24 protein-coding genes and 1 riboswitch are annotated in these 23,836 nt (G+C 69.4%); of the genes, 7 read left to right on the forward strand and 17 right to left on the reverse strand.

What is annotated here, in order from left to right:
* Positions 1 to 6 precede the first annotated feature (6 nt).
* The 5 genes from LR948_RS10380 to LR948_RS10400 all read left to right on the forward strand — a co-directional run bounded on the left by LR948_RS10380 (position 7) and on the right by LR948_RS10400 (position 4,340).
* Positions 7 to 1,101, forward strand: coding sequence for an ABC transporter permease (locus tag LR948_RS10380; protein ID WP_232753949.1), 1,095 nt, complete (start codon positions 7 to 9; stop codon positions 1,099 to 1,101).
* Complete coding sequence (locus LR948_RS10385) at positions 1,101 to 2,066, forward strand: ABC transporter permease (RefSeq protein ID WP_232753950.1); 966 nt, start codon at positions 1,101 to 1,103, stop codon at positions 2,064 to 2,066. Before LR948_RS10380 ends, LR948_RS10385 begins: the two co-directional genes overlap by 1 nt.
* A 164-nt stretch (positions 2,067 to 2,230) precedes the next feature.
* A complete protein-coding gene (locus tag LR948_RS10390) occupies positions 2,231 to 3,139 on the forward strand; it encodes a sulfite exporter TauE/SafE family protein (protein ID WP_232753951.1) in 909 nt (302 codons plus the stop codon).
* Positions 3,136 to 3,906 (forward strand): TIGR02186 family protein, encoded by a 771-nt coding sequence (locus tag LR948_RS10395; RefSeq protein WP_232753952.1) that lies wholly within the window; start codon positions 3,136 to 3,138, stop codon positions 3,904 to 3,906. The genes LR948_RS10390 and LR948_RS10395 overlap by 4 nt, the downstream gene beginning before the upstream one ends.
* Positions 3,906 to 4,340: a thioesterase family protein gene (locus LR948_RS10400; protein WP_232753953.1), complete on the forward strand. Its 435-nt coding sequence runs from the start codon at positions 3,906 to 3,908 to the stop codon at positions 4,338 to 4,340. The genes LR948_RS10395 and LR948_RS10400 overlap by 1 nt, the downstream gene beginning before the upstream one ends.
* Before the next feature lie 165 nt (positions 4,341 to 4,505).
* On the opposite strand, the gene uvrC is transcribed toward LR948_RS10400, so the two are convergent.
* The 8 genes from uvrC to petA all read right to left on the reverse strand — a co-directional run bounded on the left by uvrC (position 4,506) and on the right by petA (position 12,729).
* Entirely contained in the window at positions 4,506 to 6,374 is a 1,869-nt protein-coding gene (gene uvrC, locus LR948_RS10405; RefSeq protein ID WP_232753954.1) for an excinuclease ABC subunit UvrC, read from the reverse strand.
* Positions 6,375 to 6,686: 312 nt separating this feature from the next.
* Complete coding sequence (locus LR948_RS10410) at positions 6,687 to 7,475, reverse strand: SDR family oxidoreductase (RefSeq protein ID WP_232753955.1); 789 nt, start codon at positions 7,473 to 7,475, stop codon at positions 6,687 to 6,689.
* A gap of 22 nt (positions 7,476 to 7,497) precedes the next feature.
* Complete coding sequence (locus tag LR948_RS10415) at positions 7,498 to 8,466, reverse strand: calcium/sodium antiporter (RefSeq protein WP_232753956.1); 969 nt, start codon at positions 8,464 to 8,466, stop codon at positions 7,498 to 7,500.
* A 3-nt stretch (positions 8,467 to 8,469) separates the two neighbouring features.
* Positions 8,470 to 8,637, reverse strand: a complete 168-nt coding sequence (locus tag LR948_RS10420) for a hypothetical protein (protein ID WP_232753957.1) — start codon at positions 8,635 to 8,637, stop codon at positions 8,470 to 8,472.
* 1 nt (position 8,638) lies between these two features.
* A complete protein-coding gene (locus LR948_RS10425; RefSeq protein WP_232753958.1) occupies positions 8,639 to 9,433 on the reverse strand; it encodes a S49 family peptidase in 795 nt (264 codons plus the stop codon).
* A 560-nt stretch (positions 9,434 to 9,993) separates the two neighbouring features.
* Positions 9,994 to 10,788, reverse strand: a complete 795-nt coding sequence (locus LR948_RS10430) for a cytochrome c1 (protein ID WP_232753959.1) — start codon at positions 10,786 to 10,788, stop codon at positions 9,994 to 9,996.
* A 19-nt stretch (positions 10,789 to 10,807) separates the two neighbouring features.
* Entirely contained in the window at positions 10,808 to 12,154 is a 1,347-nt protein-coding gene (locus LR948_RS10435) for a cytochrome b N-terminal domain-containing protein (RefSeq protein WP_232753960.1), read from the reverse strand.
* An 11-nt stretch (positions 12,155 to 12,165) separates the two neighbouring features.
* Positions 12,166 to 12,729: a ubiquinol-cytochrome c reductase iron-sulfur subunit gene (petA, locus tag LR948_RS10440; protein WP_232753961.1), complete on the reverse strand. Its 564-nt coding sequence runs from the start codon at positions 12,727 to 12,729 to the stop codon at positions 12,166 to 12,168.
* A gap of 223 nt (positions 12,730 to 12,952) precedes the next feature.
* Here petA and LR948_RS10445 point away from each other — a divergent pair, with 223 nt between their 5' ends.
* Positions 12,953 to 13,612 (forward strand): outer membrane protein, encoded by a 660-nt coding sequence (locus LR948_RS10445; RefSeq protein ID WP_232753962.1) that lies wholly within the window; start codon positions 12,953 to 12,955, stop codon positions 13,610 to 13,612.
* Positions 13,613 to 13,736: 124 nt separating this feature from the next.
* Here LR948_RS10445 and pssA read toward each other — a convergent pair whose 3' ends face one another.
* From pssA to LR948_RS10485, 8 genes are all read right to left on the reverse strand, one after another.
* A complete protein-coding gene (gene pssA, locus LR948_RS10450) occupies positions 13,737 to 14,492 on the reverse strand; it encodes a CDP-diacylglycerol--serine O-phosphatidyltransferase (protein ID WP_232753963.1) in 756 nt (251 codons plus the stop codon).
* Positions 14,489 to 15,160: a phosphatidylserine decarboxylase gene (locus tag LR948_RS10455; RefSeq protein ID WP_232753964.1), complete on the reverse strand. Its 672-nt coding sequence runs from the start codon at positions 15,158 to 15,160 to the stop codon at positions 14,489 to 14,491. The genes pssA and LR948_RS10455 overlap by 4 nt, the downstream gene beginning before the upstream one ends.
* 352 nt (positions 15,161 to 15,512) lie before the next feature.
* Positions 15,513 to 16,118: a glutathione S-transferase gene (locus LR948_RS10460; RefSeq protein WP_232754134.1), complete on the reverse strand. Its 606-nt coding sequence runs from the start codon at positions 16,116 to 16,118 to the stop codon at positions 15,513 to 15,515.
* A gap of 404 nt (positions 16,119 to 16,522) precedes the next feature.
* A complete protein-coding gene (locus LR948_RS10465; protein WP_232753965.1) occupies positions 16,523 to 17,452 on the reverse strand; it encodes a tyrosine recombinase XerC in 930 nt (309 codons plus the stop codon).
* Positions 17,449 to 18,159: a DUF484 family protein gene (locus LR948_RS10470; protein ID WP_232753966.1), complete on the reverse strand. Its 711-nt coding sequence runs from the start codon at positions 18,157 to 18,159 to the stop codon at positions 17,449 to 17,451. Before LR948_RS10470 ends, LR948_RS10465 begins: the two co-directional genes overlap by 4 nt.
* 126 nt (positions 18,160 to 18,285) lie before the next feature.
* Complete coding sequence (locus LR948_RS10475) at positions 18,286 to 18,993, reverse strand: ATP-binding cassette domain-containing protein (protein WP_232753967.1); 708 nt, start codon at positions 18,991 to 18,993, stop codon at positions 18,286 to 18,288.
* Positions 18,986 to 20,497, reverse strand: a complete 1,512-nt coding sequence (locus LR948_RS10480) for a thiamine/thiamine pyrophosphate ABC transporter permease ThiP (RefSeq protein ID WP_232753968.1) — start codon at positions 20,495 to 20,497, stop codon at positions 18,986 to 18,988. Before LR948_RS10480 ends, LR948_RS10475 begins: the two co-directional genes overlap by 8 nt.
* Positions 20,473 to 21,456, reverse strand: coding sequence for a thiamine ABC transporter substrate binding subunit (locus LR948_RS10485; protein WP_232753969.1), 984 nt, complete (start codon positions 21,454 to 21,456; stop codon positions 20,473 to 20,475). The genes LR948_RS10480 and LR948_RS10485 overlap by 25 nt, the downstream gene beginning before the upstream one ends.
* Positions 21,457 to 21,500: 44 nt before the next feature.
* Positions 21,501 to 21,602, reverse strand: a riboswitch (TPP riboswitch).
* 98 nt (positions 21,603 to 21,700) lie between these two features.
* On the opposite strand from LR948_RS10485, the gene aroC reads away from it, so the two are divergent.
* Positions 21,701 to 22,801 (forward strand): chorismate synthase, encoded by a 1,101-nt coding sequence (aroC, locus tag LR948_RS10490; RefSeq protein WP_232753970.1) that lies wholly within the window; start codon positions 21,701 to 21,703, stop codon positions 22,799 to 22,801.
* Positions 22,802 to 23,185: 384 nt separating this feature from the next.
* On the opposite strand, the gene ureG is transcribed toward aroC, so the two are convergent.
* A complete protein-coding gene (gene ureG, locus LR948_RS10495; protein WP_232753971.1) occupies positions 23,186 to 23,830 on the reverse strand; it encodes an urease accessory protein UreG in 645 nt (214 codons plus the stop codon).
* Positions 23,831 to 23,836 lie beyond the last annotated feature (6 nt).

Here is a 23,836-nt window from a genome sequence, read left to right on the forward strand (position 1 = left end):
CCCGTCATGGATAGGATGCCCGCCTGGGCCGACGCGGTCCTCGTCCCGCTCTTCTCGCTCCTGCTGGCCGCGCTGCTCTCGGCGCTGGTGATCCTCGCCATCGGCGAGAACCCGGTCGAGGCCTTCAACCTCATGGTCGAAGGCGCGCTGATGCGCTCGGCGGGCTGGGGCTACACGCTCTATTACGCCACCAACTTCATCTTCACCGGGCTCGCGGTCTCGGTCGCCTTCCACGCCAAGCTCTTCAACATCGGCGGCGAGGGGCAGGCCACGGTCGGCGGGCTCGGCGTGGCGCTGATCTGCCTTTACATCCCCTGGCCGCATTGGTCGCTGGCGCTGGTGGGCGCCGCCCTTGGAGCGGCGGCCTTCGGGGCGCTCTGGGCGCTGATCCCGGCCTATCTGCAGGCCAAGCGCGGCAGCCACATCGTGATCACCACGATCATGTTCAACTTCATCGCCGCGGCGCTGCTGAACTACGTGCTGGTGAACCTTCTGAAGCCCGCGGGCCAGATGGACCCGGCCTCGCCGGTCTTCCCGCCCGCGACGCATCTGCCGACCTTCCAGGACATGTTCGCCACCGAGGCGGTGCCGCTCTTCCGCGGCGCGCCGGGCAATGTAACCTTCTTCGTGGCGATCCTCGCCTGCCTGCTGGTCTGGCTCCTGATCTGGCGCACCCGGCTCGGCTACGAGATCCGCGCGCTTGGCCATTCCGAAAGCGCTGCGCGCTACGCCGGCATCTCGCCGGTGAAGATCGTCGTGGTGGCCATGCTGATCTCGGGCGGGCTGGCCGGTCTGATGGCGGTGAACACCGCCATGGGCGAGGCCGAACGCCTGGTGATGAACGCCACCGAGGGCGCGGGCTTCATCGGCATCGCCGTGGCGCTCATGGGCCGCAACCACCCGATCGGGGTGTTCCTGGCGGCGATCCTCTTCGGCTTCCTCTACCAGGGCGGCGCGGAGCTGGCGCTCTGGACCAATATCCCGCGCGAGCTGATCGTGGTCATCCAGGCCCTGGTGATCCTGTTCACCGGGGCGCTCGACAACATGGTGCGGATGCCGCTTGAACGGATCTTCCTCGCCTTCCGGAAGGAGCGCGCCTGATGGATTTCGCAACCCTTCTCCAGGTCCTCGACTCGACCGTCCGCCTGGCCACGCCGCTGCTCCTGGCCTGCCTCGCGGGGCTCTTCTCGGAACGCTCGGGCGTCATCGACATCGGGCTCGAGGGCAAGATGCTGATCGCCGCCTTCTTCTCGGCCGCCATCGCCGCGCTCACCGGCTCGGTCTGGATGGGGCTCCTGGCGGGCATCGTCTCCTCGATGCTGCTCTCGGGGCTGCACGGGCTGGCCTCGATCACCTTCCGGGGCAACCAGCTGATCTCGGGCGTGGCGCTGAACTTCCTGGCGGCGGGCCTGACGGTGCTGATCGCGCAGGACTGGTTCAGCCAGGGCGGGCGCACGCCGTCGCTGATGTCGGGCGGCCGCTGGGAGGCGATCACCCTGCCCTTCGCGGAAAGCCTGCGCGCGGTGCCGGTGCTGGGGCCGATCTACGCCGAGCTGATCTCGGGCCATTCGATCCTGGTCTATGTCGCCTTCCTCTGCGTACCTGCGACCTACTGGGTGCTGTTCCGCACCCGCTTCGGGCTTCGGCTCCGCGCCGTGGGCGAGGCGCCCGAGGCGGTGGACACCGCCGGGGTCTCGGTCATCGGGCTGCGCTACGCGGCGATCGTGATCTGCGGGCTCCTCTGCGGGCTGGCGGGCTCTTACCTGGCGACCGGCCTGCAGGCGGGCTTCGTGAAGGACATGACGGCGGGGCGGGGCTACATCGCGCTGGCGGCGCTGATCTTCGCCAAGTGGCGGCCCTGGTACGCGCTCATGGCCTGCCTGCTCTTCGGGCTTCTGCAGGCGGTGGCGCTGCGTTACCAGAACATTGACCTCGGCGGGATCACCATTCCGGTTCAGGTCATGGACGCGCTGCCCTACATCCTGACGGTGGTGATCCTGGCGGGCTTCGTCGGCCGGGCGATCCCGCCGCGCGCCGGCGGCCAGCCCTACGTGAAGGAGCGCTAGGCGCCCCTGCGTCCCCTGCCCCGGACCCTTCCGGGCGCGCGGCACGACGCCCGCGCGCCCGGCCGCCCACCCTGCGGGCCAGAGGCCGCGGGCCCCGCACAAAAGCCACCCCGGCCCGCCCCGCGCCCGTTGCCAATCGCCCCGCCGCGGCACATGCTTTGCCCATGCAGCTCTACCTTCCCATCGCCGAGGTCTCGGTCAACCTGATCCTGCTTCTCGGGGTGGGCACGCTGGTGGGCATCCTGTCGGGCATGTTCGGCGTCGGCGGCGGCTTCCTGATCACGCCGCTTCTGTTCTTCATGGGCATCCCGCCCGCCGTGGCGGTGGCGACCGGCGCCAACCAGATCGTCGCCTCCTCGGTCTCGGGGGTCATGGCGCATCTCAAGCGCCGAACGGTGGATCTGAAGATGGGCACGGTGCTGCTGGCCGGCGGGCTGGTCGGCTCGGCGGCGGGCGTGGCGCTCTTCAACTACCTCAAGGAACAGGGCCAGGTCGATCTGCTGGTGCGGCTGGCCTATGTGGTCTTCCTCGGCGTGATCGGCGGGCTGATGTTCGTCGAGAGCCTGCGGGCGCTGCGCCGCTCGAAATCCGGCGCGCGGCCCAAGCGGCGGAGCCACGTCTGGGTGCACGGGCTGCCCTTCAAGATGCGCTTCCGCGCCTCGGGGCTCTATATCTCGGCCATCCCGCCGCTCCTGGTGGGCGCCGCGGTCGGCGTGCTGGCGGCGATCATGGGCGTTGGCGGCGGCTTCATCATGGTGCCCGCGATGATCTACCTGCTCGGCATGCCGACCAAGGTTGTGATCGGCACCTCGCTCTTCCAGATCATCTTCGTCACCGGCTTCACCACGCTTCTGCACGCGACGACCACCCGCACGGTCGACATCGTGCTGGCGCTGGCGCTGATCCTGGGCGGCGTCGTGGGCGCGCAGATCGGCGCGGTGATCGGCGCGCGGCTCCGGGCGGAACAGCTGCGCATCCTGCTCGCGACGCTGGTCCTCGCGGTCTGCTTCAAGCTGGCGCTCGACCTCTTCCTGACGCCCGACGAGCTTTACGTGATCGCGAGGGCGGGATGATCCGGGCGCTGCTGTCCCTCCTGTTCCTGGCCGTCGCGGCGGCCCCCGGCGCGCGGGCCGAGGAAAGCGTCGTCCTCGGCCTCAGCCGCAACGCGGTCTCGATCTCGACCAATTTCGACGGCTCCGACATCCTGGTCTACGGCGCGGTCAAGCGCGAGGTGCCGATCCCCGGCGACAGCGAGCTGGACGTGGTGATCACCGTCGAGGGCCCCTTCGTGCCGCTGACCGTCTACCGCAAGGAGCGCCGCTTCGGCATCTGGGTGAACACCCAGGCGGTCGAGGTGGACCTCGCGCCCTCGTTCTATGCCATCGCCACCTCGGGCCCTTTCCGCAGCGTGATGAGCCACGTCGAGGACCTGCGGAACCGCGTCTCCATCCCGCGCGCCATCCGCTCGGTCGGCGCGCCGATCGAGGTCGAGGACGCGCAGGTCTTCTCCGAGGCGCTGATCCGCATCCGCAGCAACACCGGCCGCTACCAGCTTCTCGAAGGCGAGGTGGCGGTGCGCGAGGAGACGCTGTTCTCCACCTCCGTGCGCCTGCCCGCCAACCTGACCGAGGGCACCTATCGCACGCGCATCTTCCTGACCCGCGACGGGCGGGTGGTCGGGCAGATCGCCCGCGACATCGAGGTGCGCAAGGTCGGGATCGAACGCTGGCTCTTCAACCTGTCGCAGAACCAGCCCTTTCTCTACGGTCTCCTGGCCCTGGTCCTGGCGCTGGCCGCCGGCTGGGTGGCCTCCACCGTCACACGTCTTCTGAGGTCCTGATGTCCCGCACGCCCCCGCCCCGCCGCGACGCCTTTCCCGCCTTCGTGCCGATGCAGACGCGCTGGAACGACAACGACGAATACGGGCATCTGAACAACGCCACCTATCTCGAGCTATTCGACACGGCGATCACCTACTGGCAGATGGACAACGGCATCGAGGTGCGCGGCCCCGACGCCTGGCGCTTCGTGGTGGTCGAGAACGGCTGCACCTATTTCCGCGAGGTCGGCTTTCCCGACCGGCTCTCGGCGGGGCTGCGGATCACCCGGCTGGGGTCGTCCTCGTATCGGATCGAGGTGGCGCTCTTCCGCGAGGGCGAGGAGGAGGCCGCGAGCCTCGGCTACTTCGTGAACGTGCTGACCGACGCCGAGGCCCGCCCGACGCCGATGCCCGAGGACCTCAAGGCGCGCTTCGCGCCGCTGGTGGTGGACTAGGCGCAGCAGAGGCGATGAGAGGCCACTGTGGTGCGGTGGGCGCTCCTGAGGGGGCCTCAGGGCGCAGCCGAGGCCGGTAGACACCCACAGGGCGCCGCAGGGCGCACGCGCGGTGGCATGGCGCCGCACATAAGCCAGCCGCCTCGACGGCGCGCCAGCCGCCCCTCACCCCTTCTCGTGGAAATGCCCGTAGATGCGCTCCGCCAGCGCCTCGCTAACCCCTTCCACGGCCTTGAGGTCCGCGAGATTCGCCCGGCTCACCGCCTTGGCCGAGCCGAAGTGGCTCAGGAGCGCGCGTTTACGCGAGGCGCCCACCCCCTGGATTTCATCCAACGGATTGCTGCCCATGGACTTCGCCCGCTTGGCCCGATGCGTGCCGATGGCGAAGCGGTGCGCCTCGTCGCGCAGGCGCTGCACGAAATACAGCACCGGGTCGTTGTGGCGGAGCGCAAAGGGCCGCTGGCCGGTGCGGTAGAACTCTTCCTTGCCGTGGTCGCGGTCGACGCCCTTGGCGACGCCGACCATGGGGATGTCCTCCACCCCCTGTTCGGCCATGATCTCATGCACCGCCGAGACCTGCCCCGCGCCGCCGTCGATCAGCAGAAGATCCGGCCACATGCCCTTGTCGCGGTCCGGGTCCTCTTTCTGGAGCCGCTTGAAGCGCCGGGTCAGCACCTCCTTCATCATCCCGAAGTCGTCGCCCGGGGTCAGCTCCTCGCCGCGGATGTTGAACTTGCGATACTGGCTTTTCAGAAAACCCTCGGGGCCCGCGACGATCATCGCGCCGACGGCATTGGTGCCCTGGATGTGCGAGTTGTCGTAGACCTCGATGCGCTCGGGCGGCCCGTCGAGGCCGAAGGCCTCGGCCAGCCCGCGCAAGAGCTTGGTCTGGGTCGCGGTCTCGGACATCTTGCGCGCCAGGCTCTCGCGGGCGTTGCGCACCGCGCCCTCGACCAGCTCGGCCTTCTCGCCCCGCTGCGGCACCGAGATCTCGACCTTGCGGCCGAGCTTCTCGGTCAAGAGCTCCTGCATCAGGTCCGGGCTTTCGATGGCATGGGACAGAAGGATGCGCCGCGGCGGCTCCTTGGTGTCGTAGAACTGCCCGACGAAGGCTTCGAGCACCTCGGCGGCATCCACGTCCTCGCCGACGCGGGGATAGAAGTCGCGGTTGCCCCAGTTCTGGTTGGCGCGGATGAAGAAGACCTGCACGCAGGCCTGGCCGTGCTCCATGTGCAGCGCGATGATGTCGGCCTCGGCGACACCCTTGGGGTTGATGCCCTGCACCGATTGCACCTGGGTCAGCGCCCGGATCCGGTCGCGCAGCGCCGCCGCGCGTTCGAACTCCATGGCCTCCGAGGCCTCCTGCATGGCGGCGGCCAGGGTCTCCTGGATCTTGGTGTCGCGCCCAGACAGGAAGCGTTCGGCGTCGCGCACGCTTTCGGCGTAATCCGCCTCGGAGATGCGGCCCACGCAGGGCGCGGAGCAGCGCTTGATCTGGTGCAGCAGGCAGGGCCGCGTGCGGCTCTCGAAGATCGAATCCGAGCAATTGCGCAGCAGGAAGACCTTCTGCAGCTGGTTCAGCGTCCGGTTCACCGCGCCCGCCGAGGCGAAGGGCCCGTAGTAAGAGCCCTTCTGCCGCTTGGCGCCCCGGTGCTTGCGGATCATCGGGTAGGCGTGATCGCCGGTCACCAGGATGTTCGGGAAGGACTTGTCGTCCCGCAGGAGCACGTTGAACTTCGGCTTGAGCTGCTTGATCAGGTTCTGCTCGAGCAGCAGCGCCTCGGTCTCGGTCCTGGTGGTCAGGAACATCATCGAGGCGGTTTCCGAGATCATCCGCGCGATGCGCCGCGAATGCCCCGAGGGCCGGGCATAGTTCGAGACCCGCGCCTTGAGGTTGCGGGCCTTGCCGACGTAAAGCACGCGGCTCTGTTCATCCAGCATCCGGTAGACGCCCGGAGAGCTGTCCAGCGTCTTCAGATAGCCCTGGATGACCTCGTGGCCGGTGGCGGGGATGTCGTTCTGGCGGTCGCTCACGTCTCTTCCGTGCCGATTCTCTGTGCCATTGCTGTGATTCTCGATTCGCCCTGTCCAAGGCAATGTAACAGCTCTGTTTCAAGCCAAATTGCATCCACGATTCCTGTGGACAAACCTTGGGAGAAATCTTGGGTTGGTCGAATTTTCCCTTTGTTTATGACGGTTTCGTTACTTCGCCTAATTTTTAGGCAACCCCAGAATCTATTGATTTAAAACGGGATTTTTATGATGTGTGCCATGGCATCCCGGAATGCCCCGCGTTGTTCACGCAACGCCGCGAATGCAGCCGCCGGTGAACAACTGTGCGCAGAGTCACTCGGTCCCGGCCACGTCGGGGGTCTGCCAGGCCAGGTGCTGGCCCCCGTCGACGCAGAGCAATTGCCCCGTGATACCGGGCGAATCATAGAAGTATGCCAGCGCGCCCGTGATGTCTTCGGGGTTGGCGCCGCGTTCCAGGATGGTCGCCCGGCGCTGCCGGTCGAAGTGTTCTGCGGACTGGCGTCCGCCCTGCAGCGTCGGCCCCGGCCCGATGGCATTGACCCGCACCTGCGGCGCCAGCGCCATGGCGGCGGTCTGGGTGAAGGCCCAGAGCCCCATCTTGGCGATCGTGTAGGACATGAACTCCGGCGTCAGCTTGCGCACCCGCTGGTCGAGCATGTTCACCACCAGCCCCTGGGCCACCGGCTCTCCGGCGGCATCCGCCGTCACTCCCGGCACCTGGCCCGCGAAGGCCTGGGTCAGCACGAAGGGCGCGCGCAGGTTGCTCTCGATATGGCGGTCCCAACTCGTGCGGTCGGCGGTCGTGATGTCGTCATGCTCGAAGATCGAGGCGTTGTTGATCAGGACCGTGAGCGGCCCGCCCAGGGCCTCGGTGGCGCGCGGCACCAGGGTCTCGACCTCATCCTCGTTCAGAAGATCGGCCTGGAGCGCCACGGCGCGGCCGCCCTGGGCGCAGATCTCCTCGCAGAGGCTCTCTGCCTCCGCGCTGGAGCTGTTGTAATGCACGCCGATCTCGAGGCCTCGGCCGGCCAGGTACAGCGCCATGGCGCGGCCCAGCCGCTTGCCGGCGCCGGTCACGAGGGCGCGGGGCTGAAGGGACATGGTCATCCTCCTTGCTGATGTCTCAGAAGAGCACGAACCCCACATAGGCCAGATAGCCCGCGGTCAATGCCAGGCCCCAGCTCCGGGTGATGTTGCGCCCCATGAAGACGAAGGGCGCGAGCAGGAGCGAGGCCCCGAGCATGACCCAGAGGTCGAAGCGCAGGAACTCGGCGTCGACCTCCATGGGGGCGATCAGGCTCGCCACGCCGATGATGGCCAGGAGGTTGAACATGTTCGAGCCGATGACATTGCCGAGCGCCACATCCGCCTGCCGCCGCAGCGCCGCCGACACCGTGGTCGCGAGCTCCGGCAGCGAGGTGCCGAGCGCCACCAGCGTCAGCCCGATCACCGTGTCCGAGACGCCGAACCGCTGGGCGATCTCGCGGGCGCTGTCGACCAGCAGGTCGGCGCCCAGCGGCAGCCCCGCGAGGCCGAGCGCGAGGTAGAGGATGACCTTCCACCAGCGCATGTCCGGGTCGGCCTCCTCCAGCGCCTCGTCGGGCGCCACAGCGGGCGCCTCGGCGCTGGCCAGGGCGCCGTTGCGCCGGTGTTTCAGGCTGTCGCGGAAGTTGTCGGCCAGGATCACCGCCAGCACCGCCAGAAGCATCGCCCCCGAGACCCAGTCGAAGACCCCGCGCATCGCCAGGAGGATGAACAGCCCCGAGGCCCCGAGCATGATCACGTAGCTCTTGCGGGTGTCGCATTCGGCGGTGTGCATCACCGCCAAGATCGCCGGCACGCCCAGCACCAGGAGCACGTTGGCGGTGTTCGAGCCCACCACGTTGCCAAGCGCGATGCCGGGCGCCCCGTCAAGCGCGGCGTTGATCGAGATCAAGAGTTCCGGCGCCGAGGTGCCGAAGGCCACGATCGTGAGCGAGACGATCAGCGCCGGCACGCCCAGCCGCAGCGCCAGGTTGACCGCGCCCTTGACCAGCGCGTCGCCGGCCAGAAGCAGGATCGCCAGACCCAGGAGAGCGGTGAGATAGACCATGGTTCAGCCCGTTCCCTTGCGGCAGGGACAGGGCCCTTTGCCGATCCGGTAGCGGCCGCAGCGGCGGCACTTGCGGTTTTCCAGAGTGCGGCGCCCCGGCATCCGGAGCTTGCCGAACATCGCCATCACGCCCATGGCGATCAGGAAGAGGAAGACGATCTTGACGATCACGTCAGAGGCCGAAGCGCGCGTAGGAGGCGCGTTCCTCGATCTCGGCCAGGGCCTGGCCGGTGAACTGCGCCCCGAGCCGTCCGATCAGGCCCTTCTTCTGGCCGTAGCGGCGGAAGCGCAGCTCCTTGCCGTAGCGCGCTTTCATCACCGCCTCGAGGTGGCCGATGCCATCGGCCAGCCCGACGTCGACGGCGCTCTGGCCCAGCCAGATCTCGCCGGTGAAAAGCTCCGGCTCCTCGGCCAGCTTGGCGCCGCGGCGGGCCTTCACATGGGCGATGAAATTGCCGTGCAGCTCTTCGAGGATGCGGTTCAGCCGGGCCACGTCCTCCTCGCTCTCGGGGCGGAAGGGATCGAGCATGGACTTCGACTTGCCGGCGGTATGCACGCGCCGCTCGATGCCCTGGCGCTGCAGGAAGACATGCGCCCCGAAGCCCGCCGAGATCACCCCGATCGAACCCAGGATCGAGCTGTCGTCGGCGTAGATCTCGTCGGCGGCGCTGGCGATCCAGTAGCCGCCCGAGGCGGCGACGTCCTCGACGAAGGCGAAGACCGGGATCTCCTTCTCCTCGGCGAGCCGCCGGATGCGCGCGCCGATCAGCGCCGATTGCACCGGCGAGCCGCCAGGCGAGTTGATCTCCAGCGCGACCGCCTTGGGCTTGCCGCGGCTGAAGGCCTTGCCGAGCATATCCGAGAGGGCGCGCTCCGACAGGCTCGACCGGCCCATGCCGATGGTGCCCTGCAGCCGCACGATGGAGACCGTGGGCGTCTTGCGGAAAAGCTGACGCAGTGACTTCATGGCTCAGGACTTAGAGGGCCGGGCATGGACAAACAAGGGGCGCCCCCCGCGCATCGCGCCGCAGCGCCCGAACGCCGCCCCTGCCGCCGCCACGTCACCCCGGCGCGCCCCCCGCGCTGCCAGGCCCAGATCCCCAGCAGAAACACCAGCCCACCCCTCACACCTTCGAGCACACCCGTAGCAAAACCGCCCACCCCCAGCCCCTTCATCTTGGCCAAAATACCTCGGGGGTGAATGCGGGCCGCACAGGCCCGCAGAGGGGGCAGCGCCCCCTACGGGTCCGGGACGCCAAAGGCGGCCCGGACCACCCTCAAAAACGCCACATCTCCCCAAACAGCCCACCACCCTCACCAAGCGCCACCCCCACTTGCGCCTGACCGGGCCCCAAATACCTCCGGGGGTGAATGCGGGCGGCATGCCCGCAGAGGGGGCAGAGCCCCCTACGGGTCCGGGGCGCCGCAGGCGGCCCGGACCCCACTGCCATGCCGCAAAGCCCTGCGAACAGCAAAAAGCCCCGCCGGATAACCGGCGGGGCTCAAGACCTTCGGGACAGAAAGCCCTCAGCGCGTCTGGCGCGCCTTGATCGGCTTCCAGATCCGCTTGTTGGTCAGGTACAGGAGCACCGACAGGATGGTCAGGAAGACCACGCCGACGAAGCCCGCCTGCTTGCGCGCCATCATCTTCGGCTCGGCGGTCCACATCAGGAAGGCGGCCACGTCCTTGGCCTCCTGCTCGAGCGTGGGTGCCACGTCGGGGTTGGCGTAGGCCACGTCATCGCCGTAGAGCGGCGGCGCCATGGAGATCCAGCCGCCGGGGAAGGCGGTGTTCTCGTAGAGCACCGTGCCCGCCTGTTCCTTCTGCTCGCCGGTGTAGCCGGTCAGCAGCGAGGCGATGTATTCCGCGCCGCCCATGCCCTTGACCAGTTGGTTGATGCCGGTGCCGTAGGGGCCGTGGAAGCCGGCGCGCGCCTTGGCCATGAGCGACAGGTCCGGCGCGCCGACGGCCTCGTTGACCGGGAAGTTGTCGGTCGGCTTGGCGTCGCGGTAGTCGTCGATCTCCTCGTCGTAGACCTGGAAGTTCTGCGCCGCATAGGCGCGCACCTGGGCGTCCGAATAGCCCGGCCCCGACTCGTCGCTGAGCGAGCGGATCGGCACGTATTGCAACCCGTGGCAGCCCGAGCAGACCTGGGTGTAGACCTGCAGACCGCGCTGCAGCTGCGCCTGGTCATAGGTGCCGAAGGGCCCCTCGAAGGAGAAGTCGTAGTCGATGACCTTGCCGTCCCCTCCGGCGGCGAATGCGCCGGAGGCGGTGAAGGTCAGAGCCGCGAGGGCCGTGATGGCGAATTTCTTGATCATCACTTGTTCCGATCCTTTCTCATTCCGCCGGAGCGACGTTGCCGTCGGAGCTGCCGGCGCCGGCCTTCGCCTTGTGGGCGTCGAAGTCGGCCTCGATGGTGTCGGGACGCGGCAGCGGTTTCTCGATCACGCCCAGAAGCGGCAGGATCACCAGGAAGTAGGCGAACCAATAGGCCGAGGCGATCAGCGAGAGCGAGGAGTAGGGCTCCTCGGCGGGCATGGCCCCGAGCCACATCAGCGCGAAGAAGTCGACCACCAGGAGCGCGAACCACCACTTGAACTGCGGGCGGTAGCGGCCCGAGCGGACGCTCGAGGTGTCGAGCCAGGGCGCCAGCGCCATGACCGCGATGGCCCCGAACATCGCCAGCACGCCGAAGAACTTCGCGTCGATGATGCCGCCGGTCACGAAGGAGGCGATCTGGACCACCCAGACCTCCGAGGTGAAGGCGCGCAGGATCGCGTAGAAGGGCAGGAAGTACCATTCCGGCACGATGTGCGCGGGCGTCGCCAGCGGGTTGGCCTCGATGTAGTTGTCGGGGTGACCGAGGTAGTTCGGCATGAAGCCGACGATGGCGAAGAAGACCGCCATGATCAGCGCCAGCGCGAAGAGGTCCTTGATCACGTAGTAGGGCCAGAACGGCACGGTGTCCTTCTCGGCCTCGGCCTTGGAGCCGCGGCGGACCTCGACGCCGGTCGGGTTGTTGTTGCCCGTGGTGTGGAAGGCCCAGATGTGCACGATCACCAGGCCCGCGATCAGGAAGGGCATGAGATAGTGCAGCGAGAAGAAGCGCGTCAGCGTGTAGTTGCCCACCGCCGGCCCGCCGAGGAGCCAGGTCTGGATGGTCTCGCCGATGAAGGGGATCGCGCCGAAGAGGCCGGTGATCACCGTGGCGCCCCAGAAGGACATCTGGCCCCAGGGCAGCACGTAGCCCATGAAGGCGGTGCCCATCATCAACAGGTAGATCAGGATGCCGATGATCCAGGTCACCTCGCGCGGGGTCTTGTAGGAGCCGTAGTAGAGGCCCCGGAAGATATGCGCGTAGACCGCCACGAAGAACAGCGAGGCGCCGTTCTGGTGCAGGTAGCGCAGGGCCCAGCCGCCGTTGACGTTGCGCATGATGTGCTCGACCGAGGCGAAGGCCAGGTCGGCGTCCGGCGTGTAGTGCATGACCAGCGTGATGCCGGTGATGATCTGCAGCGCCAGGCAGAAGGTCAGGACGATGCCCCAGATCCACATCCAGTTGAGGTTCTTGGGCGTCGGGATCATCAGCGTGTCATAGAGCAGGCCGACGATCGGGAGGCGTTTGTGAAGCCACTTCTCGCCTCGGGATTTCGGTTCGTAATGGTCGTGCGGGATACCAGCCATCTTTCTCTCCCTTAACCCAGGACGATCGTCGTTTCGTCGGCGAACTCGGCGACCGGCACCGGCAGGTTGGTCGGCGCGGGGCCGCGACGGATGCGGCCGGAGGTGTCGTAATGCGAGCCGTGGCAGGGGCAGAACCAGCCGTTGAAGTCGCCCGCGCCGTCACCCAAGGGCACGCAGCCCAGGTGCGTGCAGACGCCCATCATGACGAGCCACTTGCCCTCTTCGTCGAGCGAGCGGTTCTCGTCGGTGGCGGGCTGCTCGCCGCGCAGGTTCTCGTTGCGGGCGACCTGGTCGACCAGCTCGGAGACCTCGACCGACCGGGCCGCCTCGATTTCCTCGGCGGTGCGGTTGCGGATGAAGACCGGCTTGCCCAGCCATTGCACGGTCAGCTGCGAGCCTTCCGAGACACCGCCCACGTCGACGCGGATCGAGGCCAGCGCGCGGACATCGGCCGAGGGATTCATCTGGTTCACCAGCGGCCAGACCGCGGCGCCGGCGGCCACGGTCCCCGCGCCCGCGGTGGCGTAATAAAGGAAATCTCTACGGGTGCCTGTGTGTTCTTCTGCGTGCGACACGAGGGTCTCTCCGTTCCTGCGCCGGCATGCCGGCAAATCTCGGATGCGCCGCGGGGTGGCCCGCAGCGGTCTGGAGGGCTAATTAGCGGTAGAAAAATCGAGCGTCCAGAACACAAACCCGGGAGATTCAAAAAAGCGCCGTTGTGTCGCGGTTGTCGCAGCCCTAACGGCCCCCTAACTCCGGCTGGTTGCACAGTCTCCTCCGACCAAGGCGCAGATCCCGATGAAGACACAAATTTTCTCTGCCGCGGTATGTGCCGCGGCCCTCGCCGCGACCGCCGGCTCCGCCCAGGCGGAAACCGAGGTCTCGATCTATTCCGGCATCCAGGGGGCCGCAGGCTCCACGCTGAAGGGCGACTACCCGTCAGGCGGCAGCTATGACCGCGACGTCGCCTGGGACGGCCGCAGCGGCGAGATGCCGCCCTATTACGGCATCCGCGGCACCTGGTGGCAGTCCGAGCGCCTGGGCTTCGGCGCCGAGTTCACCCACTCCAAGGTCTATCTCGACGGCTCCGACAAGTCGGCGCTCGGTTTCGACGGCTTCCAGCTCAGCGACGGGCTGAACGTGCTGACCGCCAATGCCATGGTGCGCTTTCCCGACCAGGCGCCGGGCGTGACGCCCTATTTCGGCGGCGGCATCGGCGTGACCCTGCCGCATGTCGACGCCGAGGTCGGCAGTTCGGACACCTTCGGCTACCAGTTCGGCGGCCCCGCCGTCCGGCTGACCGCGGGCGCGAGCTACGATGTCACCGAGACGGTGGCGCTGTTCGGCGAATACCAGTTCACCGCCTCCTGGAACGATCTCGACCTCGACAACGGCGGATCGGCCAAGACCCAGATCAACACCAACGCGGTGAACCTCGGGGTGGCGCTGAAGTTCTGATCGGCGCCGTCACGGCCCTTGGAGGAGGCGGCCGTGGCGCGTTGGACAAACAAAGGGCCGCGCGGCATCGCGTGGCCCTTGTCATTTTTTTATCTAAAAAAATTCCTGCGGCCCTCGGGGGCGCTCACCCGCGCGGCGCGCGGCGGCGCAGCGTCACCAGCTTGGCCAGGACCACCGCCACATAGGCCACGCAGACCGCCACCAGGCTGATCCAGGCGTAAAGCGCCAGGAGCGCGCCCACGACCACGAAGCCCACCAGGAAGACCTTCACGTTCCGGCGCGGCACCTTGGTGGTCTTGAAGGACCAGGTTGGCACCGGGCTCACCATCAGGAAGCCGATCCCCATGACGTAAAGCGCCAGCACCGGGTCGGGCAGCACCGGACCGAGCCCGAAGGCGAAGGCCACGAACATCGGCAGCATCGCCAGCATCGCGCCCGCGGGCGAGGGCACACCGATGAAATAGGCGTCCTCGCCGCCCTTGCCGCCGACCTCCTCCTTGCGCGCCACATTGAAGCGCGCGAGCCGCAGGACGCAGCAGATCGCATAGACCAGCACCGCCAGCCAGCCGAAGCCCGGCAGGTCCTCGAGCGCCCAGAGATAGAGCAGGAAGCCCGGCGCCACCCCGAAGTTCAGGAAATCGGCGAGGCTGTCGAGCTCGGCCCCCATCGGGCTGTCCGAGCCCAGCGCCCGGGCGATGCGCCCGTCGAGCCCGTCGAGCACCGCGGCCAGCAGGATCATCTGCACCGCCAGCTCCCAGCGCCCGTCGAGCCCATAGCGCAAGGACGAGAGCCCCAGGCCGATCGCCGCCAGCGTCAGCATGTTGGGGATCAGCTGCACCAGCGTCAGCTTGTCCGAGCGGGGGCCCTCGCCGTCCTTCATGTGGTGCCGTCCGCGATCCGGGCGATCACCGTCTCGCCGGCGATCATGGTCTGGCCGAGGGCCACATCGGGTTCGGTGCCCTCGGGCAGGTAGATGTCGAGCCGCGAGCCGAAGCGGATCAAGCCGAAGCGCTCGCCCCGGCGCAGCGGCGCGCCTTCCTCGGTGAAGCAGAGGATGCGCCGCGCCACCAGCCCCGCGATCTGGGTCACGCCGAGGACCCGGCCGTCGGCCATCTCGATCATCAGGGAGTTGCGCTCGTTGTCCTCGGAGGCCTTGTCGAGCGAGGCGTTGAGGAACTTGCCGGGCTTGTAGGCCACCCGCGTCACCCGCCCCGCGACGGGCGCGCGGTTGATGTGGCAATTGAAGACCGACATGAAGACCGAGACCCGCATGAGCGGCGCGTCCGAGAGGCCGAGCTCCGGCGGCGGCACCGCGCGTTCGATCAGCGAAACGGTGCCATCGGCGGGCGAGACCACGAGGCCGGGGCGCTCGGGCGTGACGCGCTCGGGGTCGCGGAAGAAGTAGTAGCACCAGACCGTCAGCGCCGCGCCGATCCAGCCCAGCGGCGTCCAAATCGCGTAGAGCACCAGCGCCAGGGCCGCGAAGGCCGCCACGAAGCGCCGGCCCTCGGGGTGCATGGGTTTCAGGAAGGTATCGCGCATCCGCATCGGACGGCCTTTCGGATCATGTCAGTGACCCGGTTCGGTAGCGCCGCCCGCCCGGCGATGCAAGCCCGGCGGGAGGAGGCGCGGCGCTGGTGGGCGGGGTGTGGTGCCGCTGGTCGGCTGGGGTGGCGTGGTGCCTTTGGCCGGGATGGTGGCGGTGGCGTGACGCCCTTGGCCGATCCCCGGCGGCCTGCGGCAGCGGGAACCGCGTCGGGCGTTCCGGCCCCCTTTCCGATGTGGAGAGCGAAGCTGGGACGCCGGGCCAGCCCTCGGAGGATCCCTAGACCCGTGCTCACCCGTAGGAGCGCCGCCGGCCCCGCACTCGGGCCGTCGGCCCGCTCCCAAAACCCCGCGCTCAACCCTCGGGCGCGGTGGCCTGCATCGAGGGCCGCGCCGCGAAGCCCTCGAACCAGGCCGCCAGCGCCGGCCGCCCGGCGCGCCAGTTCCGCGCGTCCTGGCGCAGGTCGAGATAGCCCAGCGCGCAGCCCACCGCGATCTGGCCCGCGTCGAGCGGCCCCGCGAGGTGGCTCATCCAGCGCCCCTCGAGCGCATCGAGCGCGCGGGTGACCTTGAGCCACTGCGCCTCGACCCAGTCGGTGGAATATTGCGCCTCGGTCCGGTGCCGGCCCTCGTAGGTCATCAGGAGCGTCGCATCGAGCATGCCGTCGCCGGTGGCCTCGAGGGTCAGCACCTCCCAGATCCGCGCCTCGGGATAGAGCCCCGCCCCCGCCTTGGCGTCGAGGTAGCGGCAGATCACCCGGCTGTCGTAGAGCGTCGCCCCGTCCTCGCGCACCAGCGCCGGGATCTTGCCGAGCGGCGCCAGCGCCACGAGGTCGGGATCGGGGTCCATCGGCGAGACCGGCCCCTCCACGGTCTCGACCGCATCGGCCATGCCGGTCTCCTCGAGCACCACCCGCACCTTGCGGACATACGGCGAGGGGCTGAGCTTGTAGAGCTTCATCATGGCGGCCTTCCCGGTCAGTTGTCAGTCGCGCCGAGCCTAGCGGCGGGACCGGGGGCTGCAAGGGGGGATCGGGGGGGGGGAAGGTTGGACGCCGCTGGCAACGGACCGGCGGGCGGTGCACTGCAACGGGGCAACAAGAAAGCCGAGAGGCGCGACCCCATCCGCGCGCCGCTCCGTGCAAACAGCTCCACAAACAGCCGCCATCAACAAGCGCCAACAGAGGGCGCGCGCCGGACCGGGGGCCGGCGCTGCTGCCCTCCGAGCGAGGCGCTTTATCCAGGCAAGGTCAGGGCCAGCGACGATCTAAGCACGCCGCCCCAAGGAGCGCCGGCCCAAGGGGCCGGTCCGGCGCGCGCCCGGCACCTTCGGTGCTATTCGGGCGCAAGAGGGCGCCACCCCCCCTACCCCTTCGCCTTCGGATGCGCGGCGGCATAGACCTTCATCAGGTGCACCTCGTCGACCGAGGTATAGGCCTGGGTCGTCGAGAGCGAGGCATGGCCCAGCAGTTCCTGGATCGCCCGCAGGTCCCCCCCGGCGGCCAGGAGATGCGTCGCGAAACTGTGGCGCATGGCGTGCGGCGTGGCGGAGGCGGGCAGGCCGAGCTGCATCCGGGAGGCCTCGGTCACCTGCTGGACGACGCGCGGGCTGAGCGGCCCGCCGCGGGCACCGCGGAAGACGGCTTCGCCGGCGCCGATCTCGAACGGACAGAGCTCTACATACCGTGCGACGGCACTCCGGGCGACGGGCAGGACGGGCACCACCCGCTCCTTGCCGCCCTTGCCGGTGATCCGCAGCCCCTCGCCCAGGGGCACATCGCGGCCCGTGAGCCCCAGCGCCTCGGAGATCCGCAGCCCCGAGCCGTAGAGCAGCGTCACCACCGCCACGTCGCGCGCGCCGATCCAGTCGGCCCGGCCCTGTTCGCCGACCTGCGCAAGCATCGCCCGCGCCGCCGGCGCATCCAGCGGACGCGGCAGCTTCTTCTGGAACTTCGGCGCCCGCGCGGAAAGCACCGCCGTCGGCTCGAAGCCCTCGCGCTCGGCAAGCCAGCGGTAGAAGGACTTCACCGCTGAGAGCTTGCGCGCCATGGAGCGCGCCCCCGCCCCGCCCTCGCGCAGATGCGCCATCCAGGCGCGCATCTCGCTGACCGTGATCTCGGAGAGCGCCCCCAGGCCCTGCGGGCCGCCGCGATGCGCGGTCATGAAGGCGATGAAATCCACCACGTCGGCGCGATAGGCGGTCTGGGTATGCGCCGCCTGGCCCTTGAGGGCCCGGGCGGTCTCGAGCCAGGTCTGAAGCGCCTCGCGCGCCTGCGCCGAAAGCGCGAGGCTCACTGCAGCCAGCGCCGCATCGACCTCTCGAAGACCCCGGCGAAGAAGGCCAGGAGGTCGGTGCCGTGCTGCGGCGTGAACTGATGCGGATCCTCGGCGCCCATGATCAAGAGGCCCGGCAGGCGGCCCTCGCCGAAGTCGAGCTTCAGGCAGGCCTCGGAGCGGATCCAGTCGGAGAGCTCGCCGTAGAGGTCCGGGGCGCCGGCCTCGAGCTGGCGCAGGGTGACCTGGCGGATCGGCGCGCCGCGGCCCTCGCCGATATAGGCGTCGATGAAGCCCGGCCGCGCCACGGTCAACACGCCGCCGAGCCGCGCGATGGCCGGGTCGTCGTCGACCGGCTCGGGGCTTTCCAGCACCAGCTTCATGCAGTCGACGCGCAGGATGTCCGCCACCTCGCCGCCGAGATCGCGCAGGAAGGGCTCGAAATCGGTGGGATCCAGAAGCCGCAGGATCGCCCGGTGGATCTGGTTGGTGCCGGCGAGGTTCTCGTAGGCCGCGGCGATGACCGACCGATGGGTCTCCTCGAGCCGGTCGAGGCGCGCCTCGAGCCGCTCCATGGCGATGCCGCGCAGGTCGACGATGTTCGACCCCATGGCGCGCTCGTTGGCGGAGACCAGCGCGCGCATCAAATCCTGGTCTTCCAGAAGGAGGTCGGGACGCTCCAGCAGGGTGCTGCGGAGCGTCGGGTCGATCTTGGCCTGGCTCGTCATATCGCCTCTGTGATGTTGCGGTTCCTTGTGGCCGGAACCTGGGCAATCTTTTCCTCCGAAGGGGTCATTTCTGTCAACGCGGGATCGCCCGCTCGGGGCAGCTTTCGGCGGGGCGGGACTTTGAGGTCACGCCCCCCGGGGACCGAGGTAGGCGCTGAGGCTCTGAGGCGGATCGGCGAAAAGCGCGCCGGTCTCGCGCGGCGGGAAGGCCTGGCCCTCGGCCACGAGGATCGTCGCCTCGGCGAAGCGGCGGGCGTCCTCGGGGGCGTGGCTCACCAAGAGCGTCAGCGCCGCGAGCCGGGCCGCGACCGCGCCCACCCGGTCGAGCATCTCTGCCTTGAGCGCCGGACCGAGCGCCGCGAAAGGCTCGTCGAGAAGCAGGATCGGCCGGGCCTGCAGGAGCACCCGCGCCAGCGCCGCGCGCCCCGCCTGCCCGCCCGAGAGCTCTCCGGGCCGGCGGGCGGCGAAGCCCGCGAGGCCGACCTCGCGCAGCGCCTCGGCGACGCGGTCGCGCGCCTCGGACGAGAGCCGCCCGCCGCCCGGCGCCAGGGCCAGCCCGAGGTTCCGCTCAAGGCTGAGATGCGGGAAGAGGTTCTGATCCTGAAAGAGCGTCGCCACCGGCCGCCGCGCCGGCGGGGCCTCGGTGATGTCGCCGCCCTGCCAGAGGATGCGGCCCGCCTGGGGCGCCCGGAACCCCGCGATCAGATCGAGCAGCGTGGACTTGCCCGCGCCCGAGGGCCCAATGACCGCGACCCGCGCGCCGGGCTCGAGGCTGAGCGAGGCCCGCAGGCGGTAGCCGCCCTCGCGGTAATCGAGATCCCGCAGCTCAAGCATAGACGCGCCCTCCTCGGTCGAAGAGCCAGAAGATGGCGAGGCTCGCGCCCAGCAGCAAGAGCGCCGCGCCCTGGGCGGCCTGCATCTGGTAGCTGCCCATGAGCCGGTAGACATGCAGGGGCAGCGTCGCCCGCTCGGGGTCGGCGAAAAGCGCGATCACCCCGAGATCCCCCATGGAGAGCGCCGCGCTGAGACCCGCGGCGAAGCCCAGGGGCCGGCGCAGGCGCGGCAGGAAGACCCAGCGCAGCCAGGCCCAGGGCGTCAGCCCCAGCGCGGCGGAGAGCCGGCCGAAATCGGCGCGGATGGCCTCGGCCTCGGGGCGCAGGATGCGCAGCGCGAAGGGCAGGCTGACCAGCGCGTTGATCAGCGCGGTGACCGGCAGCGCCAGGGTGAAGGGGTTCACGACGGGCCGCAGCAGCAGGAAAAGCCCGGTGCCCAGAACCAGGGGCGAGATGGCGATGCCCAGAAGGCCCAGCGCCTCGCCGCGCCGGGTGGCGAGCGGCAGCGCCCAGGCCAGGCACAGCGCGGTCGAGGCCAGCGCGACGCTCAGCGAATGGCCGGCGGCGACCCAGGTCTCGGGACCGAGAAGCGCCAGCCCCGGCAGCCCGCGCAGCGCCACCAGCGACAGCGGCGTCAGCAGGAACAGCGCCACCACGCCGATCGCCAGCGCGTCGAGCGCGCGCTGCCCCCGGCCCTGCCCGTCCCAGCGCGGCACCACCCGGTCGAGCCCCGCGCCGAAGCCCGTCCCGCCCGAGAGCTTCAGCGCCACGAGCCCCGCGGCCGTCGCCAGCGCCAGCTGCAGCAGCGAGAGCGCCGCCGCCCGGCCCAGGTCGAAGTCGAAGCGCATGGCCTGGTAGATCGCCAGCTCCACGGTCGTGGCGCGCGGCCCGCCGCCGAGCGTCAGCGCCACCGCGAAGGAGGACAGGCAGATCACGAAGATCACCGCGAAGGCGCCGGGCAGGATGCGCGCCAGCATCGGCGCCTCGATGGTGCGGAAGACCGCCCAGGGCGTCAGCCCCAGCGCCGCGGCCAGGCGCAGGCGCTCGGCCGGCACCGCGAGCCAGCCCTGCAGCAGGAGCCTCGTGGCCAGCGGCAGGTTGAAGAAGACATGCGCCAGCACCACCCCGTGCAGCCCGTAGATCGTGACCTCCGGCAGGCCCAGCGCGGCGAGCCCGCGGTTGACCAGCCCGTTGGCCCCGAAGGTCGCGATTAGACCCAGGACCGCCACGATCACCGGCAGGATGAAGGGCGCGCCCAGAAGCGCCACCAGGAGCCCGCGCCCGGCAAAGCGCCGCCGCGCCAGCGCGCGCGCCACCGGCACCGCCGCCAGGACCGAGAACAGGCCCGACAGGAACGCCTGCAGGAGCGTGAAGCGCAGCGCCTGGCCGTCGCCGGGCGCGAAGCCGGAAAAGCCCCCCGCCCGCAGGGTCACCGCGCCGATGGGCACCAGCGTGAGCGCCAGCACCAGCGCGGCGGCGATCAGCGCGAGAGACCGGCGCGCCATGCCTCGACCGCGTCATCCTTGAGCGCGGCGGCCTCGTCCTCGGAGTAGAACAGCACCGTCTCGGGCAGCTCCAGCGCCTGGAAACCCTCGGGCCATCCCTGGCGCTCGAGCGCGGCGGGGATCGACCAGTTGCCGGTGGCGATCATCTCCTGGAAGTCCTCGGAGAGGGTGAATTCCAGGAAGTCCCGCGCCAGTTCGGGCTCCTCGGTGACCGAGGTGACGGCCGAGAGCTCGACCATGAAGTAATGGCCCTCGGGGAAGATCGCCGCGGCGACGCTGTCGTCCTCTTCGGCGATCATGTGGTAGGCCGGCGAGGTGGTGTAGGAGAGCACCATGTCGGCCTCTCCGTCGGTGAAGAGCCCGTAGCTTTCCGACCAGCCCTTGGTCACGGTCAGCACGCTGTCCGAGAGCCGCGCCCAGGCCTCTTCGGCCTCATCGCCGTAGACCGACTGCACCCAGAGCGCCATTGCCAGCCCCGAGATCGAGGAGCGCGGGTCCTGGATCACCAGCGACAGATCCTCATCGGCGTCGAGCAGCGCCTCGAAGCTCTCGGGCGGGCTCTCGAGCCGGTCGCGGTCGTAGACGAAGGCGGTGTGGCTGTAGTTGAAGGGCAGGAAGGTGTCGTCCTGCCAGTCGATCGGCAGGGTCAGCGCCGAGAGGTCCTGCCCATGCGGCGCGAAGAGCCCCGAGGCCCGCGCCCGCTGGGTCACATCGGTGTTGAGCCCGAAGACCACATCGGCATCGGTGGCCTCGCCTTCGAGCAGGAGCCGGGGCAGAAGCTCGCCGGGCTTGAACTGCAAATCGCAGCCGCAGCGCGCCTCGAACATCTCCTCGATGGCGGGTCCGGGGCCCCATTCGGAGACCACGTAGTCGCCCGCGTAGACGGTGAGCACCTTCTCCTGGGCGAGCGCCGCGCCCGCGGAAAGGGTGACCGCTGCAAAAGTCGTGAGGGCTTTCATCTTGCCGTCCTTCCATTTGCGGCGGATGGGCAAGATCGGGGGCCTTGGGCCCGGCAAACCTTCCCTCCGCCGGTGTTAACCGGGTCAGGTTCAACGGGTTCGCGCGTGGCGCATCTCAGCCCGTCCGGGCACCCCGAGGTACCCCTTGAGGTAACGCCGTGCCCCCGGGCTGACAAGGCGAAACGGCTTGTTGGGGGCGCGGGGCTTGAGTAGGACGGAGACGCGTCTGACGAGGATCCGCCCCATGAGCTTCAACACTTTCGGTCACCTTTTCCGCGTCACCACCTGGGGCGAAAGCCACGGGCCCGCGCTCGGCTGCACGGTGGACGGCTGCCCGCCGGGGGTGGCGATCGACGAGGCGGCGATCCAGCACTGGCTCGACCGGCGCAAGCCCGGCACCAGCCGCTACACCACCCAGCGCCGCGAGGCCGACGCGGTGCGCATCCTCTCGGGCGTCTTCGAGGGCCGCACCACCGGCACGCCGGTGCAGCTGATGATCGAGAACACCGACCAGCGCTCCAAGGACTACGGCGAGATCGCCGAGACCTTCCGCCCGGGCCATGCCGATATCACCTACTGGCAGAAATACGGCATCCGCGACCCGCGCGGCGGCGGGCGCTCCTCGGCGCGCGAGACCGCCGCCCGGGTGGCCGCCGGCGGGCTCGCCCGCGCCGCTCTCGCCGAGCTCGCGCCGGACATCCGCATCCGCGGCTACATGGTGCAGATGGGCCCGCATGGCATCGAGGGTGCGCGCGACATGGACGAGATCGAGAACAACCCCTTCTGGGTGCCCTCGGCGCAGACCGCCGAGAGCTGGGGCGCCTACCTCGACGAGCTGCGCAAGTCCGGCAATTCCTGCGGCGCGATGATCGAGGTCGCCGCCAGCGGCGTGCCCGCGGGCCTCGGCGCGCCGGTCTACGCGAAACTCGACACCGAGATCGCCGCCGCGCTCATGTCGATCAACGCGGTCAAGGGCGTGGAGATCGGCGAGGGCATGGGCGCCGCGGCGCTGACCGGCGAGGCCAATGCCGACGAGATCTTCCTCGGCAACGACGGCGCGCCGGTCTATTCCTCGAACCACGCCGGCGGGATCCTCGGCGGCATCTCCACCGGCCAGGAGATCACCGCGCGCTTCGCGGTGAAGCCGACCTCCTCGATCCTGAAGCCGCGCGCCTCGATCACCAAGTCGGGCCAGCCGACCGAGGTGATCACCAAGGGCCGCCACGACCCCTGCGTCGGCATCCGCGCGGTGCCGGTGGGCGAGGCCATGCTGGCCTGCGTGCTGCTCGACCACATCCTGCTCGACCGCGCCCAGACCGGCGGCGCGCGCGGGGCGATCGGCTGAGGGTGTTCCCTGCGGCACGGGGGCGTTCGGGGAAAAACGACGCGTTTTTCGGGGCTTGGTTGTGGGGTTTGGGCGTTTGCCCGGGGTGTCGGGCTGAGCCGATCGGTTGCATTGGGGGGGCTCCGCCCCCCGCCGGGCCTGCGGCCCGACTCCCCCCGAGGTATTTTTGCCAAGCTGAAGGGCTGGGCGGGGCGCCTGATTGGGGCGTGGTGCGTCGGGTGTGGGCGCTGGCTGTGGTTCCGGGGTTTGGGACCTGGGAGGGGGCCGGGCCGGTGGGCTTTTCTTGGGGATCGATGCGAAGTCGCCCTTGGGGGGGATTGCGCGCGGTTTGCGTGGGGGGCCGGAGCGCGCCGGGGGATGGCCCGGGGAGCGCCCCGGCTTCGGTCAGGCGGGCGCTTCGGCGGGGGCGCGGGCGACGGGCAGGCCGCCGATCTCGGTCAGGGCGCGGGCGACCTCCTCCACGCCTTCGGCGCGGCGCATCGCGGTGAAGAAGAACGGCCGCCCGGCGCGCATCCGCGTCGCGTCGCGCTCCATCACCTCGAGCGAGGCGCCGACATGCGGGGCGAGGTCGGTCTTGTTGATCACCAGGATGTCCGAGCGGCAGATCGCCGGGCCGCCCTTGCGCGGGATCTCCTCACCCGCGGCCACGTCGATCACGTAGATCGTCACATCGGCGAGCTCGGGCGAGAAGGTGGCCGAGAGGTTGTCGCCGCCGGATTCGATCAGCACCAGCTCGAGGTCGGGGAAGCTCGCCGTCAGCTCGGCGATGGCGGCGAGATTGATCGAGGCATCCTCGCGGATCGCGGTATGCGGACAGCCGCCGGTCTCCACCCCGCGGATCCGGTCGAGCGGCAGCACCTGGCGGCGCATCAGCTCTTCGGCGTCCTCCTGGGTGTAGATGTCATTGGTCACCACCGCCATCGAGAGGCGCGGGGCGAAATGCGCGCAGAGCGCGGCGGTCAGCGTGGTCTTGCCGGCGCCGACCGGGCCGCCGATGCCGACGCGCAGGGGGCCATTGGGAGAGGTCATGAGCGG

Source organism: Roseivivax sp. GX 12232 (assembly GCF_021272185.1).
Classification (GTDB): Bacteria; Pseudomonadota; Alphaproteobacteria; order Rhodobacterales; family Rhodobacteraceae; genus Roseivivax.